Annotated in this window: 17 protein-coding genes; 10 read left to right on the top strand and 7 right to left on the bottom strand. The window is 38.5% G+C overall.

Features of this window, described 5'->3' with window-relative positions; all coding sequences use genetic code 11:
* Window positions 1-14: 14 nt before the first annotated feature.
* Window positions 15-2,759: a transcription elongation factor GreA gene (gene greA, locus TRESU_RS09535; RefSeq protein WP_013702043.1), complete on the bottom strand. Its 2,745-nt coding sequence runs from the start codon at window positions 2,757-2,759 to the stop codon at window positions 15-17.
* A 40-nt stretch (window positions 2,760-2,799) separates the two neighbouring features.
* Window positions 2,800-3,738, bottom strand: coding sequence for a hypothetical protein (locus TRESU_RS09530; RefSeq protein WP_013702042.1), 939 nt, complete (start codon window positions 3,736-3,738; stop codon window positions 2,800-2,802).
* Window positions 3,739-3,940: 202 nt separating this feature from the next.
* Between TRESU_RS09530 and rpe the strand changes: the two genes are divergently transcribed.
* The 7 genes from rpe to TRESU_RS09495 all read left to right on the top strand — a co-directional run bounded on the left by rpe (window position 3,941) and on the right by TRESU_RS09495 (window position 11,184).
* The gene (gene rpe, locus TRESU_RS09525; RefSeq protein ID WP_013702041.1) at window positions 3,941-4,576 is read left to right on the top strand and encodes a ribulose-phosphate 3-epimerase; all 636 of its coding nucleotides are present in this window, start codon (window positions 3,941-3,943) and stop codon (window positions 4,574-4,576) included.
* Window positions 4,567-5,466, top strand: a complete 900-nt coding sequence (locus tag TRESU_RS09520) for a tetratricopeptide repeat protein (RefSeq protein WP_013702040.1) — start codon at window positions 4,567-4,569, stop codon at window positions 5,464-5,466. Before rpe ends, TRESU_RS09520 begins: the two co-directional genes overlap by 10 nt.
* Window positions 5,466-6,683, top strand: a complete 1,218-nt coding sequence (locus TRESU_RS09515) for a hypothetical protein (protein WP_013702039.1) — start codon at window positions 5,466-5,468, stop codon at window positions 6,681-6,683. Before TRESU_RS09520 ends, TRESU_RS09515 begins: the two co-directional genes overlap by 1 nt.
* The gene (locus TRESU_RS09510; RefSeq protein WP_013702038.1) at window positions 6,684-7,808 is read left to right on the top strand and encodes a tetratricopeptide repeat protein; all 1,125 of its coding nucleotides are present in this window, start codon (window positions 6,684-6,686) and stop codon (window positions 7,806-7,808) included.
* 81 nt (window positions 7,809-7,889) lie between these two features.
* Window positions 7,890-8,498 carry a phosphoribosyltransferase gene (locus TRESU_RS09505; protein WP_013702037.1) on the top strand — a complete coding sequence of 203 codons (609 nt, stop codon included), beginning with the start codon at window positions 7,890-7,892 and terminating at the stop codon, window positions 8,496-8,498.
* 5 nt (window positions 8,499-8,503) lie between these two features.
* Window positions 8,504-10,579, top strand: coding sequence for an FN3 associated domain-containing protein (locus tag TRESU_RS09500; protein ID WP_013702036.1), 2,076 nt, complete (start codon window positions 8,504-8,506; stop codon window positions 10,577-10,579).
* A 5-nt stretch (window positions 10,580-10,584) separates the two neighbouring features.
* Window positions 10,585-11,184 (top strand): ribonuclease HII, encoded by a 600-nt coding sequence (locus tag TRESU_RS09495; RefSeq protein WP_013702035.1) that lies wholly within the window; start codon window positions 10,585-10,587, stop codon window positions 11,182-11,184.
* On the opposite strand, the gene TRESU_RS09490 is transcribed toward TRESU_RS09495, so the two are convergent.
* From TRESU_RS09490 to TRESU_RS09470, 5 genes are all read right to left on the bottom strand, one after another.
* Window positions 11,181-11,621 (bottom strand): DUF3276 family protein, encoded by a 441-nt coding sequence (locus tag TRESU_RS09490; RefSeq protein WP_013702034.1) that lies wholly within the window; start codon window positions 11,619-11,621, stop codon window positions 11,181-11,183. The two genes, TRESU_RS09495 and TRESU_RS09490, sit on opposite strands and share 4 nt — an antisense overlap.
* Window positions 11,622-11,727: 106 nt before the next feature.
* Window positions 11,728-12,903, bottom strand: coding sequence for a cysteine desulfurase family protein (locus tag TRESU_RS09485; RefSeq protein WP_013702033.1), 1,176 nt, complete (start codon window positions 12,901-12,903; stop codon window positions 11,728-11,730).
* Window positions 12,900-14,048 (bottom strand): 3-dehydroquinate synthase, encoded by a 1,149-nt coding sequence (locus tag TRESU_RS09480; RefSeq protein ID WP_013702032.1) that lies wholly within the window; start codon window positions 14,046-14,048, stop codon window positions 12,900-12,902. The genes TRESU_RS09485 and TRESU_RS09480 overlap by 4 nt, the downstream gene beginning before the upstream one ends.
* Before the next feature lie 130 nt (window positions 14,049-14,178).
* The gene (locus TRESU_RS09475; RefSeq protein ID WP_013702031.1) at window positions 14,179-14,967 is read right to left on the bottom strand and encodes an META domain-containing protein; all 789 of its coding nucleotides are present in this window, start codon (window positions 14,965-14,967) and stop codon (window positions 14,179-14,181) included.
* A 69-nt stretch (window positions 14,968-15,036) separates the two neighbouring features.
* Window positions 15,037-17,130, bottom strand: a complete 2,094-nt coding sequence (locus TRESU_RS09470) for a methyl-accepting chemotaxis protein (protein WP_013702030.1) — start codon at window positions 17,128-17,130, stop codon at window positions 15,037-15,039.
* A gap of 206 nt (window positions 17,131-17,336) precedes the next feature.
* On the opposite strand from TRESU_RS09470, the gene TRESU_RS09465 reads away from it, so the two are divergent.
* The 3 genes from TRESU_RS09465 to TRESU_RS09455 all read left to right on the top strand — a co-directional run bounded on the left by TRESU_RS09465 (window position 17,337) and on the right by TRESU_RS09455 (window position 21,260).
* Window positions 17,337-17,867, top strand: a complete 531-nt coding sequence (locus TRESU_RS09465) for a hypothetical protein (protein ID WP_041612047.1) — start codon at window positions 17,337-17,339, stop codon at window positions 17,865-17,867.
* 92 nt (window positions 17,868-17,959) lie between these two features.
* Entirely contained in the window at window positions 17,960-19,165 is a 1,206-nt protein-coding gene (locus TRESU_RS09460) for an ABC transporter ATP-binding protein (RefSeq protein ID WP_013702029.1), read from the top strand.
* Window positions 19,166-19,316: 151 nt separating this feature from the next.
* Window positions 19,317-21,260: a ribonuclease catalytic domain-containing protein gene (locus tag TRESU_RS09455; protein WP_013702028.1), complete on the top strand. Its 1,944-nt coding sequence runs from the start codon at window positions 19,317-19,319 to the stop codon at window positions 21,258-21,260.
* Window positions 21,261-21,281: the final 21 nt, after the last annotated feature.

Below are 21,281 nucleotides of genomic sequence, written 5' to 3'. Positions count from 1 at the left end.
AGCTCCAATTTTTATTAAACTTCAGCGGCCTCAATAGATTTTACAGTGTAATCATATTTGTGGTCGTTTATTGTGAATGCTCTTTGCTCTCCGTTTTTCATATCAAGAAGATTGTTTCCGAGTGGCGAAAGATAAGAAATTATTCCTTCATCAACATTTGATTCCCACGGACCAAGAATTGTGTAAACAACTTCATTGTTTTCGAGGTTGTTATGCAATGTAACTTTTGTTCCGAATGAAACAAGCGATGTCGTCGCTGTTGTAGGATCAAATACAACTGCGCGCGAAAGTTCTTCCTTGAGTTTTGAAAGCTGAACATTAAGACGATGCTGGGCTTCTTTTGCCGCGATGTATTCAGCATTTTCCTTAAGGTCGCCTTTTTCTTTTGCCTCGCCGATTTCAGCAGCAACTTTTGGAAGTTGAACTTTTTCAATGTCTTCAGCAAGCGAACGTTTGACATCGAGCATTTTTGTAGTAACCAAAAGTCCTTTTGGAGCTTCCTGCTTGATTTCTGCTTCCTGGAATTTGAAGTTTGGATATTTTTTCAAGATCCCGTTTCTTAAAGCGGCTTTGTATTGCAGTTCAAGTTCCGAAAGATCGCTGACCATTGTGTACATTCTTGTGATAACATCAGTTGAATTTGAAAGCATATACTCTAGCATTGGATTCTTGTCTTCGTTCAACTTGTTTCCAAAGAGAAGGGAAGTGGCTTCTTTTATAGTCTTTGTGTTTTCAACTGTATTTACGTGATTGTTTTTTTCACGGTTGCAGACTGAAATTATGTTGACCAAAGTTACGAGCTGCTTTTCCTCTGAAATTTTTGCTTCAACAAACCATTCTTCAGTTTTGCATTTAGAAATAAAGTAGTTTACAGCATTTCTATTGCTTCTGTAGTCGTTGAAAATATCCTGAACAAGGCGGACAGCTTTTTCTTTTTTTCCGGCTGAAATAATTTCTGCGATAAGATTTTTATCAAGCACAGTCGGGAACAGGAATGTGTACTGAGAGTCCCAGTCCGGAAGCATCTTGATATTCGCAAGGAACATTTTCTTGAGGTGGGTGTTTTTTGTGTCCTTGAGTTTTGTGTACATTTCGCGTGGATTTTCAATTTCTGAATAAAGCTCGGCGAATGTGAACTTTGCAGGATTTTCAAGTGCGGAAATCCTTTTTACAATTTCCTGAACAACAAGATAAGAAGCAACGGTCTGCTCATTTACCGAAGTAAATGCCTTGAGGTAGTTTGCAAAGTAGCTGAACATTTCGGAGAACTGGTCGTCAGAAGGGTCTTCAATCGCTTCAAGATAACGCGCCATTATATCGATTCTCGGGAAGAATTCCTTGTTTGCCTTGAATTCATTTGCAAGACGCTCAGATTTGCTGAGTTCCCTGTCGCGTACTGTGTAGAAATTCGCATCGTTTGGATTTACGCAGAACGGAGCTTCGGCAAGAATTTTCTGAGCTTTTGCGTGCCAGCTTGTCCATTCGCTTGAGCCTTTTGTTTTTCCGTCTTTGTCTTTAACTGCATCTTTTAAAATCGAAGGAACAAGTTCCGCCTTGATGTGCTTTTCGTCGCAGTTATTATTGTAGCTTTTAATTATTGTCTTTAAAGTCCATGGAATGTCTGACTTTACTTTTTTTACAAGCTCTTCATGCTTTACAGTTTTCTTGTAGACTTTGATGTGGTCTTTTGCAAGAGGCTGAAGTGCGCTGACTGCCATTTTCAAGGACATTGTGTGAACGCCGGTTTTCTTTCCGAAGTTGATTGTAAGAATGTCGCCTTCGACTTTTGAAATAATTCCAACGCCCCAAGTTCTGTGGTAAACGTAATTTTTTGCATCGAATGCAATGTGCTTTTCAAAGTCGTTGATTGCTTCAAAAACGTTGCGGAACGACTGGTTTAAATTTGAGGATTTTATGTAGTCTTCAAGATGCGAGTGGTCTGCGTATTTTCCGCGGAAACATTCTGTGATTTCCTTGCGCGCCCAGGAATCCTTGCTGTCGATTTCAAGAATAAGCTTTAGAATGCTTATTGCTGTGTCCCATTTTGCAGTTTCCTTGTAATATGCATAAAGTTCCTGCATGAGAATTGCTGATTTGTCCTCACTGATTGTCTTTGCAATTTTGCGCTGAACCAGCATAAAGAAATCAAGTTCTTCTGGAATATAGGAAACAAGAATTGACCATATAGCTTTTGCTGAACCGATGTTTTTTGCTGCGACAAAGCGGAGCAATGCCTTTTTATAGTAATTTATTGCGGCTTCTCTGTTTCCCTGCGAATCATAGCGTTCAGCAAGAATGCGCGCCATTTCAGCTTCTTCAAAGTCAAGTTTTACAATTTTTTCATAAAGCTCCCAAATCCTGTCGTCATTTGAAGCCTTGTAGTAATCTGCGAGTTTTCTTAGAGCGAGCTTGTTCTGCGGATCGTCTTCAAGAATTGAATTGCAAAGATATTCAACGAGCGATTCCTTGTGGTTCTTTTCAAAAATATCAAAAAGCGCGTAAAGGGAGCTTGTGTCTACGGAACCTGTACGCATTGCAATCATTCCTGAAAGATAAAGGGCTACAATGCTGTCTTTTGTGTGCGCAAGCTGCTCATCGCAGATATCCTTGATGGCGTACTCACAGTTCTGGTTTCTGCATTCGTCAAGGACTTTTTCAAGTTCTTCGATGTTGTTCTTGGTGAAGTTTGTAATTCCCGCTCGTGTCCATGTTTCTGCCTTCAGCATTTCGCGGACAGAATTTTCAAGTTCTTCAGACATAATGTTTGCTCCTAGTTTTTTTATAAACCTCTCTGTTTTTTCAGAGGTTTCCAAATCTGTATAAATTATGAATTTCAGGATCAAGAATTTTCATCTTGAGCATGACTTCCGAAATACTGCTTGACTTTTCTTTTGACGAGATATAGTAATCTATAAGCCAAAAATAAAGGTTCAAGAGCCTTGGTTTTATAACTTCCTTGTTGCTTCCGGGATCTTTCATTTCGCTTTCTCTGGCAAAAATTTCCTGCCTAAGGCGAATTACTTCCTGCGCTCTTAAAAGTCTTTTTACGGTAAAAACTTCAAGTATGACTCCGTAAACTGCAACCCATTCCTGCAACGCTTCGCCTGTATAGCCAATTTCTTCGACTTTATTTATTAGAGCCTTTATCATTGGCGAATCCAGGAAAAAAAAGTCTATTTTTTTTGCATCTATATAAAAAGCTTCCCTGAAAAGCATTTTTGCATTTTTGGTTTCCCCGCAAAGCGCATAGCAGTCGGCGACTTCCGCAACAATGGCTGCCTGCCCGGAAAGAGTTCCGTTTGCTTCCCTTAAAAAGTTAAGGGCGACTTCATAAGAGCCCAGTTTTTTGTAGCAAAGCCCGGTTTTTCTTAAAATTTCAGATTTGAGCCTGCTGTCTTTTTCGTCCGCCGCCTTGCTGTAGCATTCCAGTGCGAGCGAAAAAATTCCTTTTTTAAAGGAATAAATTGTTCTTTCGTACTTTTCGCTTTTTTTTCCGGTTATAAAGACAAACTGCTTCCATTGATTCAAAAGAGTTTCGCCTTGTTCAAAACTGGAAAGGCTGGGAATTGAATTCAGTGTGTCAATCCAGAATCCGCAGCATTTTATTGCAAAAACAATGCTTTCGTCGTCCAGATTGATAGTCAGCGCATCCTTGAGCATTTCTGAAGCTTCTGAAATATTGCAGATTTCAATGAGTTTGAATGCATCGCAGAGCGCATTTTCTGACTGAATACCCATAGAATTCAATTATATATATTTGGAAGATTTAGTCAATGTGATTTTCTGCAAAAGGGGGTATTATTTATAATGGTTTTTTAATATGTTTGTCAATAGTTTTGTGCCTCATAGTTTAAAAGTTTTAGATTTTTTTGTTTGGTCTGAATTTTTGTTCTTGAAAATTTCAATTGATAAATAATTGGAATTTATTTATCATGGCTTTATGAAAAAAAACAGCCGATTTCTTTCGCCATCGCTTCTTTCCGCGGATTTTTCAGATTTGACCTCTGCATTTAAATTTATAGAAGAAAAGGGCAGTTCCTTTGTTCATGTTGATGTTATGGACGGGCATTTTGTTCCGCAGGTTTCTTATGGCCAGCCTGTAATCAGTTCAATCCGAAAATGCACAAAGCTTCCTTTTGACGTCCATCTTATGATTGAGCGTCCTGAAAATTCAATTGTTTCCTATATAGAATCTGGCGCGGATTTTGTTACTTTCCATATAGAAGCAACTTGCCATGCAGACCGATGTGTTCAGCTTGTTCATGACGCCGGAAAAAAAGCCGGAATCGCATTGTGCCCGGCAACTCCTTTGAGCGCGGTTGAAGAACTTTTGCCTTTTGTTGACATTGTTCTTGTTATGTCTGTTAATCCTGGGTGGGGCGGACAAAAACTTATTCCATATACTATTGAAAAAATCAGAAAACTTGCCGATATACAGAGAGAGAAAAACTTTAAATATCTTATTTCTGTAGATGGCGGCATAAATCAAGAAACCTTGGAGGATGTCCTTGAAGCGGGAACAGATATTGTTGTTTCCGGCTCGTCATTTTTCAGGGGGAATTTAGAATGGAAATAAAAAAACGCTTTGTACTGGCTTTTCTTGTTTTGACTTTTGCGCTTCCGTTTGCATTTAGCCAGAAAAGTTCATCAGGTGAAAGCGCGGCGGATTCTTTTGTGCAAGGTCTTATTTGCTATAAGGACAAAGCTTGGACTGACGCTTCTGTGTTTTTGAGGCAGGCAGCGGATTCAGAGGAATATTCAACGGATTCAACTTGGTTTATGGTTATTATGAGCCTTGTTTATTCTGAAGATTTTTCTTCTGCTGTAAATGCCTGCGATTATTTTATTTCTGTTTTTCCGGAAAGCTCTTTGCTTCCTGCAGTTGAATATCAGCGTGGAAGAGCATTGCATAGCATCGGGCAGAATGACAGCGCGGTAATGGCTCTTGGAAGTTTCTGCAATGAATATCCAGAAAGCAAAATGTATTCTTCCGCATTGTACTGGATTGCCGAGTGTTTTTATGAGGACTACGATTACGAGACAGCCCGATCTTTGTATGAAAGAATTATTTATGAATATCCAGACAGCGCAAAATGCAGCGACGCGGAATTCAAACTTTACCTTATAACTCAGCACGACCGTGAACAGAAGCTTCTGTACCTCTTGAAGATGACTGGCGAAGAATATCTTAGTAGCAAGGAAAATTATGAGCGCGAGCTTAGAACTATGCAGTCGGAAGATATTGCCGAGCTGAAAAAGCAGCTTAGAATTGCAAACAGCAGAATCAGGGAGCTTGAAGAAAATGCTTCATCCGGTTTGCCTTCTGCTTCAAATGTCCGTGCGGAAAATTCGAATGAAGGAATTACAGTTTCTTCTGGCGGAATTGAAGATGAGGAAATGTATTCTTTAAAAGAAAAAGCCGCTTTGATTCAGAAACTTCTTGATGAAAAATACGGGGGAAAGTAATGAAAAAAAAATTATTTGCTTTTGCTTTTTTTACCTCTTTTGTTTTTACTTTGAATGCTCAGAATGAAGATCTTTCTTTTGTAATGCAAAAAGATTCTTTGGAGAAAAAAGAGATTCCTTCATATTCAGTGGAAAAAAATATTGTAATTGACAAGGACGAAATCCGGCTTGCACTTGACAGTACAACTGGAGCTTTTTCTCTTTACGCGCTTCCTGAAAAAGGTCGTGAAATTGCTCTTCTTTCAAGCTATGATTCAGGCTCGGCATCTTTTTTTGCTCTTAAAGCTGGAAGAAAAGAATACAAACTTGCCCGCGGAACTGGAATAAAAACAGAATGCCGAAGAACTCCTTTGGGGGCGCAGATGGCTTATCTGGTTCCGAATGTTGCCCAGGTTGTTGTTGACTTTAGCTTTCTTCCGTCGATTCCTAATTCCACAAGAACCGATATGTTGCGTGTTACCGTTTATACAATCAACCTTGGAAAAAACATTCAGTCGTTTGCACTGAAAGGCGTGTTTGACACTGTTCTTGGCGAAAATACTTCAGCGCATTTTTCTACAGCGGCTAGAAGCAAAGTCAATTCTGAAACTTTGTTTACAGATATGTCTGATGATTTGTGGATTCGCTCTAGCAATGCAAAAGCGGCGGTTCAATTTCTTCTTGAAGGAGCTGGAATAAGCAGACCTTGCAATGTTGTGCTTGCGAATAAAGAAAATCTTGTAAATTCTTCCGGCTGGATTCCTCCTGTTCAGCATGGAAAAAGCTTTACTTCTGTTTTGTCGTACAATAATTCTGCGCTTTGCATAAACTGGGACACTGCGTATCTTGATCCGCTGAAAACTTCTGCCGTTGGATTTTTTATTTCAGTTGCCACGGACGGAGAACTTCCTGCTGGAAAAAAATTTCTTTCAGATTTAGCGAACGGAAAAACAATGCTTGGAATTTATTCTAAAGTTGCTGTTCCGACAACAAACGTTGCGCCAGCTCCAACTCCTCTTACTCCTCAAGAAGCCGGACTTTCAGAAAAAGAAATTCACGACTATACAAAAAATGGAACGCCCTTTGTTGAAGTTACAGAAGAGCAGCTTGATCCTGAATATATCCAGAATTTACTTGACCACATAGCTTCTCTTTCAAATGACGTTGACAAGGAAGAACTTGCCCGGCTTAATTCAGAACTTGATTCAATTCTTGCAAAACTTGGAGTTCAAAGATAAATGGGACGCTCCAACCTGGACACAGCAAAACATCTCATAAAGCGCCGCAAATTTGATCTTGCAATAAATATTCTTGAATCTTACGAGGATATTTATGAAGGTGATTTTGAATATTACCTTGCTTTGGGAGTTGCTTATTTGTATGCTGATGTTCCAGGAAAAGCTTCCCAGAATTTTAGAAGCGCGCGTGAAATAAAAATAAAAAACACACAGCTTCTTTTGGGGCAGGCGGTTATTTTTCTTAGGCACGGAGAAACCGACAGGGCTCTTGAGTATTATCTTGAAGTGCTTGACATTGATCCAAGAAATTCGATTGCGCGCTCAGCAATGGAATTTATCAGGCTTTACGGAGATTATACGACAATCTGCAAATGGGTTGATTCCGGCGACATAAAAAAATTCTATCCGCCACTTGGAATGAATCCGGACATTATAAGAAACTGCGTTCTTGCGGGGCTTTTAACAGGAATTGTTTGTTCTGTGCTTATGGTTTATGAGCCTTGGAAAAAGTTTAATAAGCCGCTCACTGAATTTGATTCAAAGTTTTCTCTTTCTACGGAAGAAATAAAAAATCCGCTTCAGATAAATATTTCTGAAAAAGATTTTACTGTTAAGCTTGAAAAAAATCAGGTTGCTTCTGTTTTTAATTCTGCAAAAAAATATTTTGGTGAAGGACGGGATAATGCCGCGCAAGTTGAGCTTAATAAAATTCTAAACAGCAATGCGGCTTCTTCAATCAAGCAAAAATCTTTGGAGATGACGGAGCTTTTTAAAGAGCCTTCATTCAGTTCTCTAAAGGATAATTATTCTTATCTTGAAGTAAAGGAAAATCCGTTGCTTTACCAGAATTGCTATGTGATTTGGGATGGCACTGCTGTAAATGAATATCAAAAAAGCGACGGTTCCTGGGGCTGTATGCTTCTGGTGAATTATATTCCGGCTGAAGAAAAACGCTCTTCAATTGGAACTGTAAAAGTTGTTTTTGAAAAAGCTCCAGCGCCGCCTGTCGATATGGAAAAGCCGGTTAGGTTTCTTGCTAAGATAAAAATTGAAAATGGAGAACTGTATCTTTTTGGCTGCGGAATTTATCAGCAGTTAAAGGGCAGAACGCTTGGAGAGTCTTAAAGTTCAGCTGAAAAGTTGGTTTGCGTTGCAGACTTTTATTCATCCGTTTTTGTTTCGGATAATTTTTATTAAGGAATTTATATGAAAGAATTTTTACCCTATGACAGTGTTAGAATCGATGCATTGAAGCTCGCTCATAAGATTTATCAGCAGGACAAATTTGTTCCTGATGTTATTTATACTTCTCTGCGTGGCGGCGCATACATGGCGAACGTAATCAGTGAGTATTACAAAGTCGCTTTAAAAAATCACAAGCCTGTTTTGTATGCCGCTGTTGTTGCAAGAAGCTATACCGATGTTTCCCAGCATTCTGCGGTTAGAATTGACGGCTGGACTTATTCCCCGGATTATCTTCGTGCCGGCGATAAAATTATGCTCGTGGATGATATTTTTGATTCAGGAAGAACTTTGAATTATCTGGTTGGAATTCTTTTGGAAAGAGGAGTTCCGCGTGAAAATATAAAAATTGTTGTGCATGATTATAAAGTGTACAAATGGAAGGAGCAGCTTCCTATTCAGCCTGACTATTGGTGCAGAAAATTTGAAATTTCAAATCCAGAAGAAAACAATTGGATTAACTATAACAGCCACGAACTTGTCGGGCTTACACATGAAGAGCTTGAGGAAAATTTTTATAAACCTTACCCTGATTTGCGTGAGGTTTTAGAACCGATTTTTAAGGATGAATAAATTCCATGAATGAAATGCGATTGTCTGTAAAAAAAATTATAAGTATTCTTTTGCTTTTTACTTTTAGCAAGCTTTTTGCTTTTGAAGAAAAAAATATTTTGAGTCCTATTTCTGGAGTTTGGAAAAATAAACAGGCTCTTGTTTTAAATTTGGAAAAAGGCACGGACGTTTATTATTCTTTTACAGGCAGCGATCCTTATGTTTCTGGATTTTCTTATGATTCTCCTGTTCTCATTGATCAGACTGGAGATATAACTGTGAAGATTACATCGATTGCTCAAAACGGCGAAAGAAAAGATTTTACAATTGAGTACAATGTCGAAGAGAATTCAGAAGTTGAATATAGCATTCAGTCAAAAGAATTTATAAATTCAATAAATCAAAATCCTACTGTTCTTTATATTTCTGGAACTGATTTTTTTATTCCGTCTGAATTTTTGTATTCTCTTGAAAATTCCAAAGCTCCATATTTAAAGTCAAAGCTTTTTCTTTCAGGTAAAAATTCTGTGGAGCGTTTTGTTTCTTGCTTTGCTGTTGATTTTACAGGAAATAATTTTTTTCATTTTGTAATTCAAGTTCTTCCTGCTAAAAAAACTACCGATTCAAAAGCCGACAATGTTCCGTTTGAAATTTCAGAGTGGAATAATTTTTCTTTTAAGGATAAAAATTTTATTTACAGAATTGATGATGAAAACTGGAAGTCTCCATCGGAATCAAGTTTTATTGACAGAAATTATGCTCATAAAATTTCTTGGCAGCCAGTTGAATTTTATCCCGGAAATGAAATTTTTGAATATGAGCTTCCGGCAAAACCTTTGGTTTTTTCCAAAAAAGACAAAAATGGTGTTGTCGAATTTTTTATAGATGGAAATGAGAATTTCACATTTGAAAAAAATTCTCCTTTTGCTTATGCCGATGCGTTTGAAAATGAAGATATAAAAAGTTCTGCTTGCTTTAAAATTTTTTACAATGGAAATTATCAGGGAACAATTGACGCTGATTTTTCTATAGACAGGCTTCCGCCAGAACCTCCTGAAATTTTTTCATCATCTGTAGGAAAACTTACGAGAATAAAATCGTTTTTCAGAATTTCAAGTGAGCCAGATGCTAAAATTTTTTATGCTTTGAGCAAGCCTTTTGAAATACCAGACGGATTTGTAGAAAGCGCGCAGTCTGAATTTGAAAAGATAAATCCTACTAATTTTTCTTTGTACAAGGGTAATGAAATTTTTCTCAAGTCTTCAGATAAAAACGCAGTGTTTTATAAAGTGTGCGCATATTCTGTTGATGCGTCTGGGAATAAAAGTGAAGTTTCAGAAAAGAAAATAATCATTGATGAAACAAACTATTATCTTTTTGCAAATTCGCAAAATGAAATTCAAGACGGCTCTTATGATAAGCCGTTTAATTCTTTTGACCAGCTTATTTCAGTTTTGAAATCTTCAAATAAAAAACTTAGGTTTCATATTTATGGAAACATCGAAATTCCTGATAACGAATTTTTAATTTCAAAAGATTGCACTTTTATAGGCCATGATTCCAGTTTAAACTTTAAAGAAAATACTGCTGTAAAAATTTTAAATGCAAATGTTGAATTTGAAAATCTAATTATTGAAAAGAAATCCCGAGATGAAAATTTTCCGCTTATTTCTGCAAAAAATTCTTCTGTTGGAATTTCTGACTGTGAGTTTTTCGCAGTGTCTTTGAAAAGAGGCACTTTGCTTGATTTGGAAAATTCAAATGCTCAGATTGAAAATTCTGGATTTACAATTCAATCTGATTCTTACGCTTGCGGAATTTCTTCTGAAAATTCAAATGTCAACTGCAAAAATTCAAGGTTCACATCGGTTGCGGAGTCTTGTTTCAATGTGAAACTTTCAGGCGGAACTTGTTCATTCTCTGATTCGTCTTTTTCTTTGATTGGAATTTTTGGACGCGGAATTCAAGTTCTTAATGCAAACGCTTCAATTGTTCAAAATGAATTTAACGCAAGACTTTCTGATTCAACTAAAAAAAGTTCTCCAATTTGGAGCAATGTAAATTCTGTTGCATCAGAAAAAAATATTCAAAAAGGATTTTAAGTTTTATGGATTTTCTTGTTGGAATCGACGAAGCGGGAAGAGGTCCTTTGGCTGGTCCTGTTACGGCCGGATGTGTTCTCTTGCCTATTGATTTTCCTGTGGAAATTTTAAATGACAGCAAAAAACTTTCTGAAAAAAAACGTGAGGCTGCATCTGATGTTATAAGAGAAAAATCTTGCTGGGGAATCGGAATTGTCAGTGAAAAAATAATTGACGAGATAAATATTCTTCAGGCTGATTTTAAGGCAATGAAAATTGCTTTTGATATGATGAGAATGAAACTTCCTGCCTGGTGTGAAAAAAATAAATTTAATTTTGAGCAATGCAAAAATTCCATGCAAATAATTGTCGATGGAAATATGTTGCCTTTTACTGATAAAAATCTTGATATAAAAGCAGTTATAAAAGCTGATTCAAAATTTCCTTGTGTTATGGCGGCAAGCATTTTGGCAAAAGTTCAGCGTGATAAAATTATGATTGATTACGATAAACTCTATCCGGAGTATGGGTATGCAAAGCACAAAGGCTATCCAACTCTTGCGCATAAAGAAATTTGCCGCCGTTTAGGACCGTCTCCCATTCAGCGGCTTTCGTTTAAATATTAGTATTCTGTTTTTTCAGCGTCAGGCTGTCTTTTTGAAACAACATGAAGTCTGCCTGAAATTTCCTTGCGCTCTGCTCTTCTTTCTGAAACTAAGCGGCTTTCGCCTTTTCTGCGGTAAACTTTTTTTGCTGGCTTTTCTTCTGACATTCCGCTTGCTGCATATTTTGCTTCTTTTGCGGCTTTTTTTTCTGCACGGAGCTTTGCGCGTTCCTTTTGAATTTTTTCAACAGCTCTTAAAGATTCGTCCATTCCGCCCAAAAAACTTTTCATGTCATCTGCAAAAACAACAATGTCGCGTCTTTCATCTTGTCCGTCCTTTATTTTGCTTTCAACAATCTGAAGAAAAACATCTCCATTGCGGTTTTCTTTTACGTTGAAATAATACGAACGTTTGTCCAAGTTTACCTGATTTGTAAAAAGTTCTCCACGAATTCCCATAATGTCCTTCCCTAAAAATTTAGTTTGATTTTTTTGCATCAAAAAAGATGCAGGATATGACTCCTTAAACTTTACAGCATTTTAAAATTTATTGCAAGCATCTCCATTATAAAAACTGACTGCAAATATTTTTCAGTTCTTCAATTAGCTCGTTCATGCCTTCTTCTTCAGTTGAAAATCCAAAGCTGAATCTTACTGCGCTTTCTTTTTCTTTTGGAGTTAACTGCATTGTATCAAGAACTGGTCTGCCTTTGTGCGAAGATGAACACGCGCTTCCTGTTGAAATGAAAAATCCTTTTTCGCTTAATGCGCGCTCCATGACTTGTCCTGGAATTCCTGGAAATGCGGCTTGAACAACCCAAGGAGAAAAGTTTGCTTCAAATTTTTCTCCTTCACGGCAATGCGGAATTATAACGCAGCCTTTTATTTCTTTTAGCTTCTTTATGAAATTTGCAGTGAGAATTTTTTGCTGTTCAAATCTTTTTTCAGCGGAAGTGTTTCTTTCTGAAATAAAATATTTTTCAAGGCAAAGTGAAAATGCTTCTGCGCCAAAAAGATTTTCAGTTCCGCTTCTTACTGTTTTTTCCTGTCCTCCACCTTTTAAAAATGAATTCAGTTCTTTTGCAAGATAAAGAATTCCGACTCCTCTTGGTCCGCCGATTTTATGTGCGCTGAATGAAGCCGAATCAATTCCGCTTGCTTTTAAATTCAGTGGAATTTTTCCTGCGGCTTGAACACAGTCAACATGAAAAAATGGTTTTCGTTTTCCTTTTGTTTTTTCTTCAATAATTTTTGCGATTTCATAAATAGGCTGAATTGCGCCGGTTTCATTATTTACCGCCATTACTGAAACAAATGCCGTATCTTCCTGAAGCGCATTCGAAATGCTTTGTGCGCAGACAATTCCATTTTTATCTGGATTTACATTTATAACTTTCCAGCCGCAGTTTTGCATTGACTTTGTCATTTCACGCAGGGCCGGATGCTCAATGGAACTTAATACAACGCTTCCTTTTTGCGGTCGATTTAAGACAGAAAGAATCGCAATGTGATCTCCTTCTGTTCCTCCAGAAGTAAAGAAAATGTTTTCTGCATTTACACCTAAAGCTTGTGCTGCTCTTTTTCTTGCGGTTTCCAATGCTTTTTTTGCATCGGTTCCAGCTTTGTGAATGCTCGAAGGATTTCCCCAATGCTCAATAGAATGTTTTAGCGCTTTAGTTAAAATTTCTTCATCATTTGGAGCGGTTGCAGCCCAGTCAAAATAATGCTTTGCTGAAATCATTTTAAAACCTCAATAATTTCGTTGTCCTGAACTTCTGTTATAAATGTGGATTGTCCGGTTTTTTGCAGAATGACTTTTACGCAGCTTCCAGAATTTTTTTTGTCTTTGTGCATTGCAGAAACTAAAGCAAGTGTTGCATTTGGAATGTCTTTTATAATCTGTGGAAGCGGATCCGTGCAGAACCCGTAGTCAAAAAGAATTGACTTGCATTCATTTGCAAATTCAGCAGAGCAAAGATTTTTGTCTAAGGAAAGTCCCAGTGCTCTTCCAATTCCCCAGGCAACTGCTTCTCCGTGGCTTATTTTTCCAAGTCCTGCTACAGTTTCAAGCGCGTGTCCAAAAGTATGTCCGTAATTTAAATACGCGCGGATTCCTTTTTCTTTAAAATCTTCATGCACTGTTTTTGCTTTTGCCTTTGCGCATATTGTAATTATTTTTTGCAGAACTTCTTCGTTGCGGCTCATAACCTTTTCTTTTTGTGTCTTTAAAATTTCTGTCAATTCTGGAGAAAAAAGAAAAGCTGTTTTTACAACTTCGCCAAGTCCTGAAATAAATTCATTCTGCGGAAGGCTTTGTATGAATGAACTCCATATATGAATTTTTTTTGCAGGATAAAAAGCTCCGATCATGTTTTTGTAACTGTCAAAGTCGCATCCAGTTTTTCCGCCAATCGAAGCATCAACATCAGAAAGCAAAGTTGTCGGAACAAACTCAACGTCAACTCCGCGTTTAAACATCGAAGCAGCAAATCCTGTCATGTCGCTTAAAACTCCGCCTCCGATTGCAACAAAAAGACAGTTCCTGTTGAAGTTCGAGTTTAAAGCCGCTCTCACAATTTCAAGGACATTTTCTATTGTCTTGTATTTTTCTCCTGCGCCGAGAATGCAAAGCGTGTCGTTTCCTTTCTTGAAAATAGAAGGAGCTTTTATGTTGTCTGCATTTTCATCTGTAAAATGTGAAATAAAATCTGTGCATAAAGGAGCGATGTTTGTGTCGGTAACGAAAAGTCTGTTGCGTTTATTTTCCGCGGAAAGGTAAAGGCTGCATAAGTCATTTTTTCCACTGTAAAAAAGAATATCAGTTTTATCAAAGCCTGAATTGTCAGGAAATAAAAGTTCAAAATTATCTATTGGTGAAATATTCATTTCTACAGTTTACTGCATTTTATAAATGGAAGCAAACCCTATTGAAATTTTTGAAAACGATTTTTGCTTAAAGCCACTCCTGTGCCATTCATTTGAATTTCACAGGAATGAAATATGGTTGTCTGAAAAATTACTTTGTGAATTCCAAAAGAGTTTTTCCGTCTTTTGAGCGGAGCGTAAGTGTGTTTCCAAAAAGCGAATAAGTTGCAGTCTGATCTAAGTAGATATAAAACTGCTGCTCAAGTTCCTGCGCTTCCTTGCTTCCCGAATCCATCAGGGTTGAAGCTCCTGGCTTGAACGAAAGTTTTTTTGCCGCCTCATAAAGATTGTAGTCCATTGTGTAATAGTTTACGCCTGAAAAACCAGAAGCTGTATTTTCTTCATTAAAGGTGAGTGTAGGAAGTTCTGTTTGGTCTGCGTCTATGCTTTGAACTCCGTTGTTCTTTAGAATTGCGGTTAATGTCCAAGTTGCGTCTTTTATAGAAGCTTTTGCAAAAATAAGCTCGGAATTTTCCGTTGAATTATAAATGCACAAAAGAATTTTTCCGTTCTGTTTTTTTGTTTTCCAGCTGTCAGCTCCAACTGCGGAATTTAAAAAGAGCCTTTCAAATTCCATGTCTTCTTTGCTTCCCATCATTTTTGTGGAAATAAATCCCGGCTCTGCGATAAGTTTTTTTCCATTTGCCTTGTAAAGTCCAGAGAAAGAATTTACGCCTGAAAAACCAGATACTTTAATGTTCAAGTTTTCATCTTGCAAAAGGGAAATTGTGGCGCATGAAAATTCCACTTGCTTTTCGTTAATTTTGTATTGAACAAGATTCCAGTCGCCTTCAATTTGTTTTGTGTCCTTTGATTTGCAACCCAAAAAAGCCAGCATTGCAAATGACATAACTGCTGTAAAAATTTTGATTTTTTTCATTTTTATTTTGCTCCATAAAAAAGTCAATGTAGATAAAACTGACGTTATTTCATCCAGTTTATCTTGCACTTATTTTTCTATTTTATATATTTCAAGCGAATCTGCAAGTGTCTGAATTTGCTCCACGGATTTGTTCGCAAGATTTGAAACCTCTTTGAGCTGCGTGTTTATGGCAAGCGCGCTTTCAGAACTTGCATCAACACTTGCTACAAGTTCTATTGTGCGTCTTGTAACTTTTTCCATTGCAGAGGCGATATTCAAAGTGTCCTTTTCCATGTCTGAAAATCCGCTGGAAACCGAAGCCGAGCCAGAGGACAGAGCCTTGAGCTTTTCCGCAACCGAAATGTTCAGTGAGTTCTCGTTTTCTATTATGCCCGACATTTCCTTGAAGTCAGAGTCAACCGCGGAAACCTGCTTCACAATGTCCGAGAAAATCTGGCTTGTAACTTCGGAAACTTCCACAACACGCTGAACAGAGTCGATGATTCCGCCGATAACTTTCGCAACGTTCTCCGATTGCGCATGAGTTTTTTCAGAGAGCTTTTTGATTTCCTGCGCGACAACCGCGAATCCGTCACCAGCTTTTCCCGCATGAGCCGCTTCAATCGCCGCATTCATTGCAAGAAGATTTGTCTGGTCTGAAATTGAAGAAATTATCTTGTTTGTTTCAAGAAGTTTTTTTGTGTCGTTTGAAATCTGCTGAATCGTTTCCGAAACCTGCTTGATGTGCGTATTTCCCTTTTCTGATGCGGAAGAAAGAAGCCCCATGTTCTCAACCGTGAACTTCCTGATTTTGTCAACAGACTCGACCGAATCCAAAAGCTGCTTTATCTGCTCGCCGGATTCCTCGATATCAGAAATCTGCGTCTTGATTATGCTTCCGAAGCCTTTGAGTCTTTCCGTTGTCTTTTCGATTTTGTCGGATGCGCTCTGAATCATTCCCTGTTGTTCCGAAACCGAATTTTTCATTCCTTCAAGCTCGTGGACAATTGCCGCGGACTTTTCCTTTCCAGAGTCGAAATTTTTTTGCTGAAGGTTGTTCGTGTCGTGAACGTAGTCCGCCTTTTCCGTGATTCCGTTTATGAGAGAATTTACGGTCGCCGTGATGTGTGAGAGGCTTCCTGCAAGGCTTCCGATTTCATCGTTCTTCTTGTAGCTGAATTTTTCGGTGAAGTCTCCATCTGCGATTTTGTTCATGGATTCCCGAAGCTTTAAAAGCGGCTTTAGAATCAGCGATATGAAAAGCGTGTACAGGCAGGAGACGATGAGCATTCCGATTATGAACATCGCAAGCATTACAAGAAGAGAACTTTCGGTTGCCATTCCTGAGGCGATGTCTATGCGGCGCACAAGATACCAGTCAAGAATTTTAACGTAGCAAAGACCGTATTCCGCATCTCCAAGGCTAAATGTGTAAACCTGTCCGTCCTTGTAGTCTTCAAGCGCCCCTTCGATTTTCTCGTAAAGTCCGCCAAGCTGATCTTTTACCAGCGCTTTTTTGCTTACAAGAGACTTGTCTGCTGCTCCTGTAATTTCTCCGAGGCTGTTGAAGAAGAAAAGCTGACCGTTTCCGCCGCCGCTCACAGTCTTGTAAACAGAATCAAGAAAAGAGTCCAAAATAATTCCAGTTCCGACAACTCCTACAGGCTTTTTGTCCGCGGAAAAAACAGGAGCGTTTACCCAAAGGCAGGTTTCGTTCACGTCTGGATTGTAGTTTATGTTGAAGTTATACGATTCGGTTTTGTAGAGCGTCATGTTATACCAGTAGCTTTCTGGTTTGTTAGGATCAAGCGTGTATGAATATTTGTCCCCGAAGTAGAAAAAGTGATCCGTGTCGTTTATCCAGAAATTTATTCCGGAAGAAAAAGCCTTTCCGTATGCCGCCATCTCGTCAAATGCAGGCTTCTGAAGTTTCTTGTCGGTCGCATTGCGGAAATAATTTGAAATTACAGGCGAACGGGCCATTTGAAGCGCAAGAGTGATGTCCTTATTCACCGAAGACTCAAGCATGAGCTGGTCAGTGGTAAGCTCCGTTCGGATTCCCTGCGAAAGATTCTTCCGCCCGATCTTGCGTTTTGCAATGCCGTAAGTAAAAATTGAAATGAAACAGATAAAAATAAAAAATACAGACGAAAACAAAAAAGTTTTTTTCATTAAAGACATATTCAGCTCCAATTTACTATAGGTTATATATTAGATTTTTTTTTATTTCAACTTAAAAATTTTTTTTTTTTTATCAAAAATTTTCCCAAATGAAATTTTTATGTGAATGCTGATCTTTATATTTTTCTGCTATTGACGGGCTTTGAAAATCTTTTGAATTTGCTCTATATTTTGTATGGAAAAAAACATAAAGCGAGGTTATATTTATGGAAGAAAACGAAGAAAAAGCAGTTTCAGAAGCGGAACAGTTCAGAAACCGTGTTATTTTAAAGGCTGCGCGCATAGAAAAAGTGGAGCAGCATCCGGGCGGAAGTCTTCTATATATACTCACATTGAACGACGGAGATGAAGAGCCTAGGCAGATTGTAAGTTCCATTGTGCCTTTTTATAAGCCTGAAGAGCTTTTGGGCAAAACAATCGTCATCGTTTATAATTTAAAGCCTGCAAATTTCCGCGGAGTCAGAAGCAACGGAATGCTGCTTGCGGCCTCTGATCCGAATGTTACAGACCGGGAAACTTGCGAAGTTCTTTTTGCACCTCAGTTTGAACCGGGAACTATTCTTGAGCCTGAAGGATTTGAAGCTCCAGCTGAAAAATATTGCTATGTAAAGCCGGATAAATTCTTTTCGTTCAAACTTTATACAAAAGATGGGTTTGTTGAAATAGACGGAAAGAAGATCGGCTCAGACGGAAAGTTTGTTGAAGCCAAAGTTTACAAAAATGGCTCTGTCGGCTGAAAAAAAACTGAATTTCTTTAAAGAATTTGTTTGACTTCTATACTTTTTGAATTTATAATTGTTGCATAACATAAACCCTTAGGAGGCCAAAATTGGCAAAGGTAGAATTAAAAGGAATCGGTAAGATTTACGATGGAAATGTTCAGGCTGTAGAAAACGCCAACATTGTTATTGAGGACCGCGACTTCTGTGTATTCGTAGGACCTTCTGGATGTGGAAAATCAACAACTCTCCGCATGATTGCAGGTTTGGAAGAAATTTCTGAAGGCGAGCTTCTTATTGATGGCGAGCTTATGAATGATGTTCCGCCAAAAGACAGAAACATTGCGATGGTTTTCCAGAACTATGCTCTTTATCCTCATATGACAGTATATGACAACATGGCATTCGGACTTAAGATCCGCAAAATGGATAAAGGTGAAATTAAACGCCGTGTTGATGAAGCTGCTAATATTCTTGGTCTTACACAGTACTTGGACCGCAAGCCAAAGGCTCTTTCTGGTGGACAGAGACAGCGTGTTGCAGTAGGACGCGCAATTGTCCGCAACCCTAAAGTATTCTTGTTTGACGAGCCTCTTTCTAACCTTGATGCAAAACTCCGTGTTACAATGCGTGGAGAAATCGCAGGTTTGCACCAGAGACTTAATGCTACAATGATTTATGTTACTCATGACCAGATTGAAGCTATGACAATGGGTACAAAAATCGTTGTTATGAAAGACGGTCACGTACAGCAGATTGGTGAGCCTCTCTATTTGTACAATCACCCAATCAATAAATTTGTTGCAGGATTTATTGGAACTCCTCCAATGAACTTCCTTTCTGTTACAATCAAGAAAGAAGGCGACAAGATTGTTGCTGATGAAGGCACATTCACAGTTGTTCCTACAGCAGAACAGCAGGCTTCTCTTAAAGACTATGTAGGCAAAGAGGTTTACTTCGGTGTACGCCCGGAAGACCTTGTTTATTCAGAAGCTCCAGCTGCAGAAAACAATATGCAGATGAAAGTTTCTAACAAGGAGCCTCTTGGTGCAGAAACACACCTCTTCCTTTCTACAAAGACACAGAGCATTGTTGCCCGTGTACAGGCTTCTTCTAAGGGAGACTTCAAGATTGGCGAAACTGTAAACTTTAAGCCAGCAATGGAAAGATGCAAATTCTTTGCTAAGAATCCGGAAGATCAGAGCAAGGAAATCAACATCTGTGAAGCAGACAAAATTTCTGCTCCATGGCTCAAGAATGCTATTACAGGCGAAGTTGGCTATAAAGTAGCAATTGGTTCTGAAATCAGAAAATAATCTATGCTTTTCAAGTTTTCTTAGGCAGACTTGAAAATTTGTAGCCTTGGACACCGCTAGAGCAATTCTGGCGGTGTTTTTTTATGTCATTATAGAATCAGCCATAACAATCTTTATTGTAATTGCTTTTTTTTTATTGTAAACTTTCAGCATGATAAAACCTAATTCACTTGTTATATATAAAAATACTGCTGCTGTTGTTCTTTCTGTTGGTGAAAATAATAAGTTTTCTATAAAATTTCAGTCTGTTCCTGCCACTGCCACAAAGCCTGCTGTTTATGAAACTCAGAATGTCCGCGCAAAGGATATTCTTTTGCTGAATGAAGGTCCTGTTTCTTCTCTTGAATCTGTTTTGAAATTCGCTGTGGAAAAATGTCCTTCAGCCTCTGATATTTACAATCTTGAGCAGGCAAATGAGATTTTTCTTCAGATAAAAGACTGCTATGAACTTTTGTCAGGCGAAACTCCTGGCGAAAGTTATCCTTTTAATGAATTGGTTTCACTTTTTAGAGGCGAAGTAAAACCTGATGAGGCTTGGGGACTTTACTGCGCCTTAAAAAATACTGTTTATTTTAGCCAGGTTTTAAAGGATCAGCTGGACGGAAAAATTGCGTTTACTGTCCGCCCTCAGCAAGAAATTGACTCCCTTGTAAAAAAAGCCGGTGAAAAGGAAAAAGAAGCCGAACTGCGGTCTGAATTTATTCAGCGATTAAAAACTGGAAAGCTTTTGCCGGAAGATTCTGTTTTTATGGGCGATGTGGAAGCTCTTGCGCTTGGAAAAACAGACAAAAGCCGTACAATGCATGATGCCGGCTTAAAGGAAACTCCAGAACGTGCGCACAAACTTTTGCTTGATACAGGACTTTGGGACATTACACGTAATCCGTATCCTTTGCGCTGGGGACTTTCCACAAAATCAGCGTCAGATTCCCTTGATTCTCCGCCGGAAGAAGAGCGGCTTGAGCTTGACTGTATTTCTTATGCAATTGACAATGCCTGGTCAACTGATCCGGACGATGCTGTTGCCTTTGACGGAAAATATCTTTGGATTCATATTGCAGATCCGGCGTCTACGGTTCAGCCAGATTCTCCTATTGATAAAAATGCGCGTGCAAGAGGTGCAACTCTTTATATTCCAGAAGGTGCTGCCAGAATGCTTTGTGAAAGTTGTCTTGAAGATTATGCGCTTGGACTAAAGGAAAAAAGCCGTGCCTTGTCTTTTAGAATTCTTCTTGATGAAAACGGCGCGATTGAAGATTGTTCCGTTTTTAAGACACTTGTAAAAGTAAAGCGCCTTTCTTATGAGCAGGCTGATGATCTTATGGAAAGTGAAGAGCTAAAGCCTCTTTTTTCTATCGCATGGAAAAATGTGGAACGCCGCAAAAAGTCCGGGGCTGTTCAGATTTCAATGCCGGAAGTTCATATTTCCGTTGAACCTGAAACAAAAAAAGTTTCAATCGAGCCTCTTGTTCATCCTAAAAGCTCAGAAATGATCCGTGAGATGATGCTTTTGGCCGGAGAAGGAGCTGCAAAATTCGCATTCAAAAATCAGATTCCTTTTCCGTTTGTAAGCCAGGAAGCTCCTGTAATTCCAGATGATGTTCCGGAAGGTCTTGCAGGTCAGTTCAGGCTTAGAAGATGCATGAGAAAAAGATCTGTCGGTGTAACTCCTGGAATGCATTGCGCTTTGGGGCTTAATATGTACAGTCAGGTTACAAGCCCTTTGCGCCGCTACGGAGACTTGATTGCTCATATTCAGCTGCGAGCATTTTTGGATAAAAGGGAGCTTTTGGACAAGGACACTATTCTTATGCGTATTTCAGAAGGAGATGCCGGGGCTCAGGCGGCTCACAAGGCTGAACGCAAAAGCAATATGCACTGGACTCTTGTTTATCTTTTGCAAAATCCCGGCTGGACAGGTGAGGCTGTCTGCGTTGACAAGGGAATGAAGCTTCCTCTTTTTTCAATTCCTTCTCTTGCAATAGAAACCTTTATGCCTTGCCCTGAAAAAACAGAGCTTAATGACGTGGTGAAAATAAAAGTAAAGAAAATTGAACTTACAGAACTGCAAGTTGAATTTGAAATTGTAAATTAAGTTTTAAGTACAAAAATATTG

Origin of the sequence: Treponema succinifaciens DSM 2489 (assembly GCF_000195275.1) — a bacterium.
GTDB lineage: Bacteria > Spirochaetota > Spirochaetia > Treponematales > Treponemataceae > Treponema_D > Treponema_D succinifaciens.
Note: the sequence above shows the minus strand (reverse complement) of the source record. Positions and strands in the feature narration are given on the sequence as shown.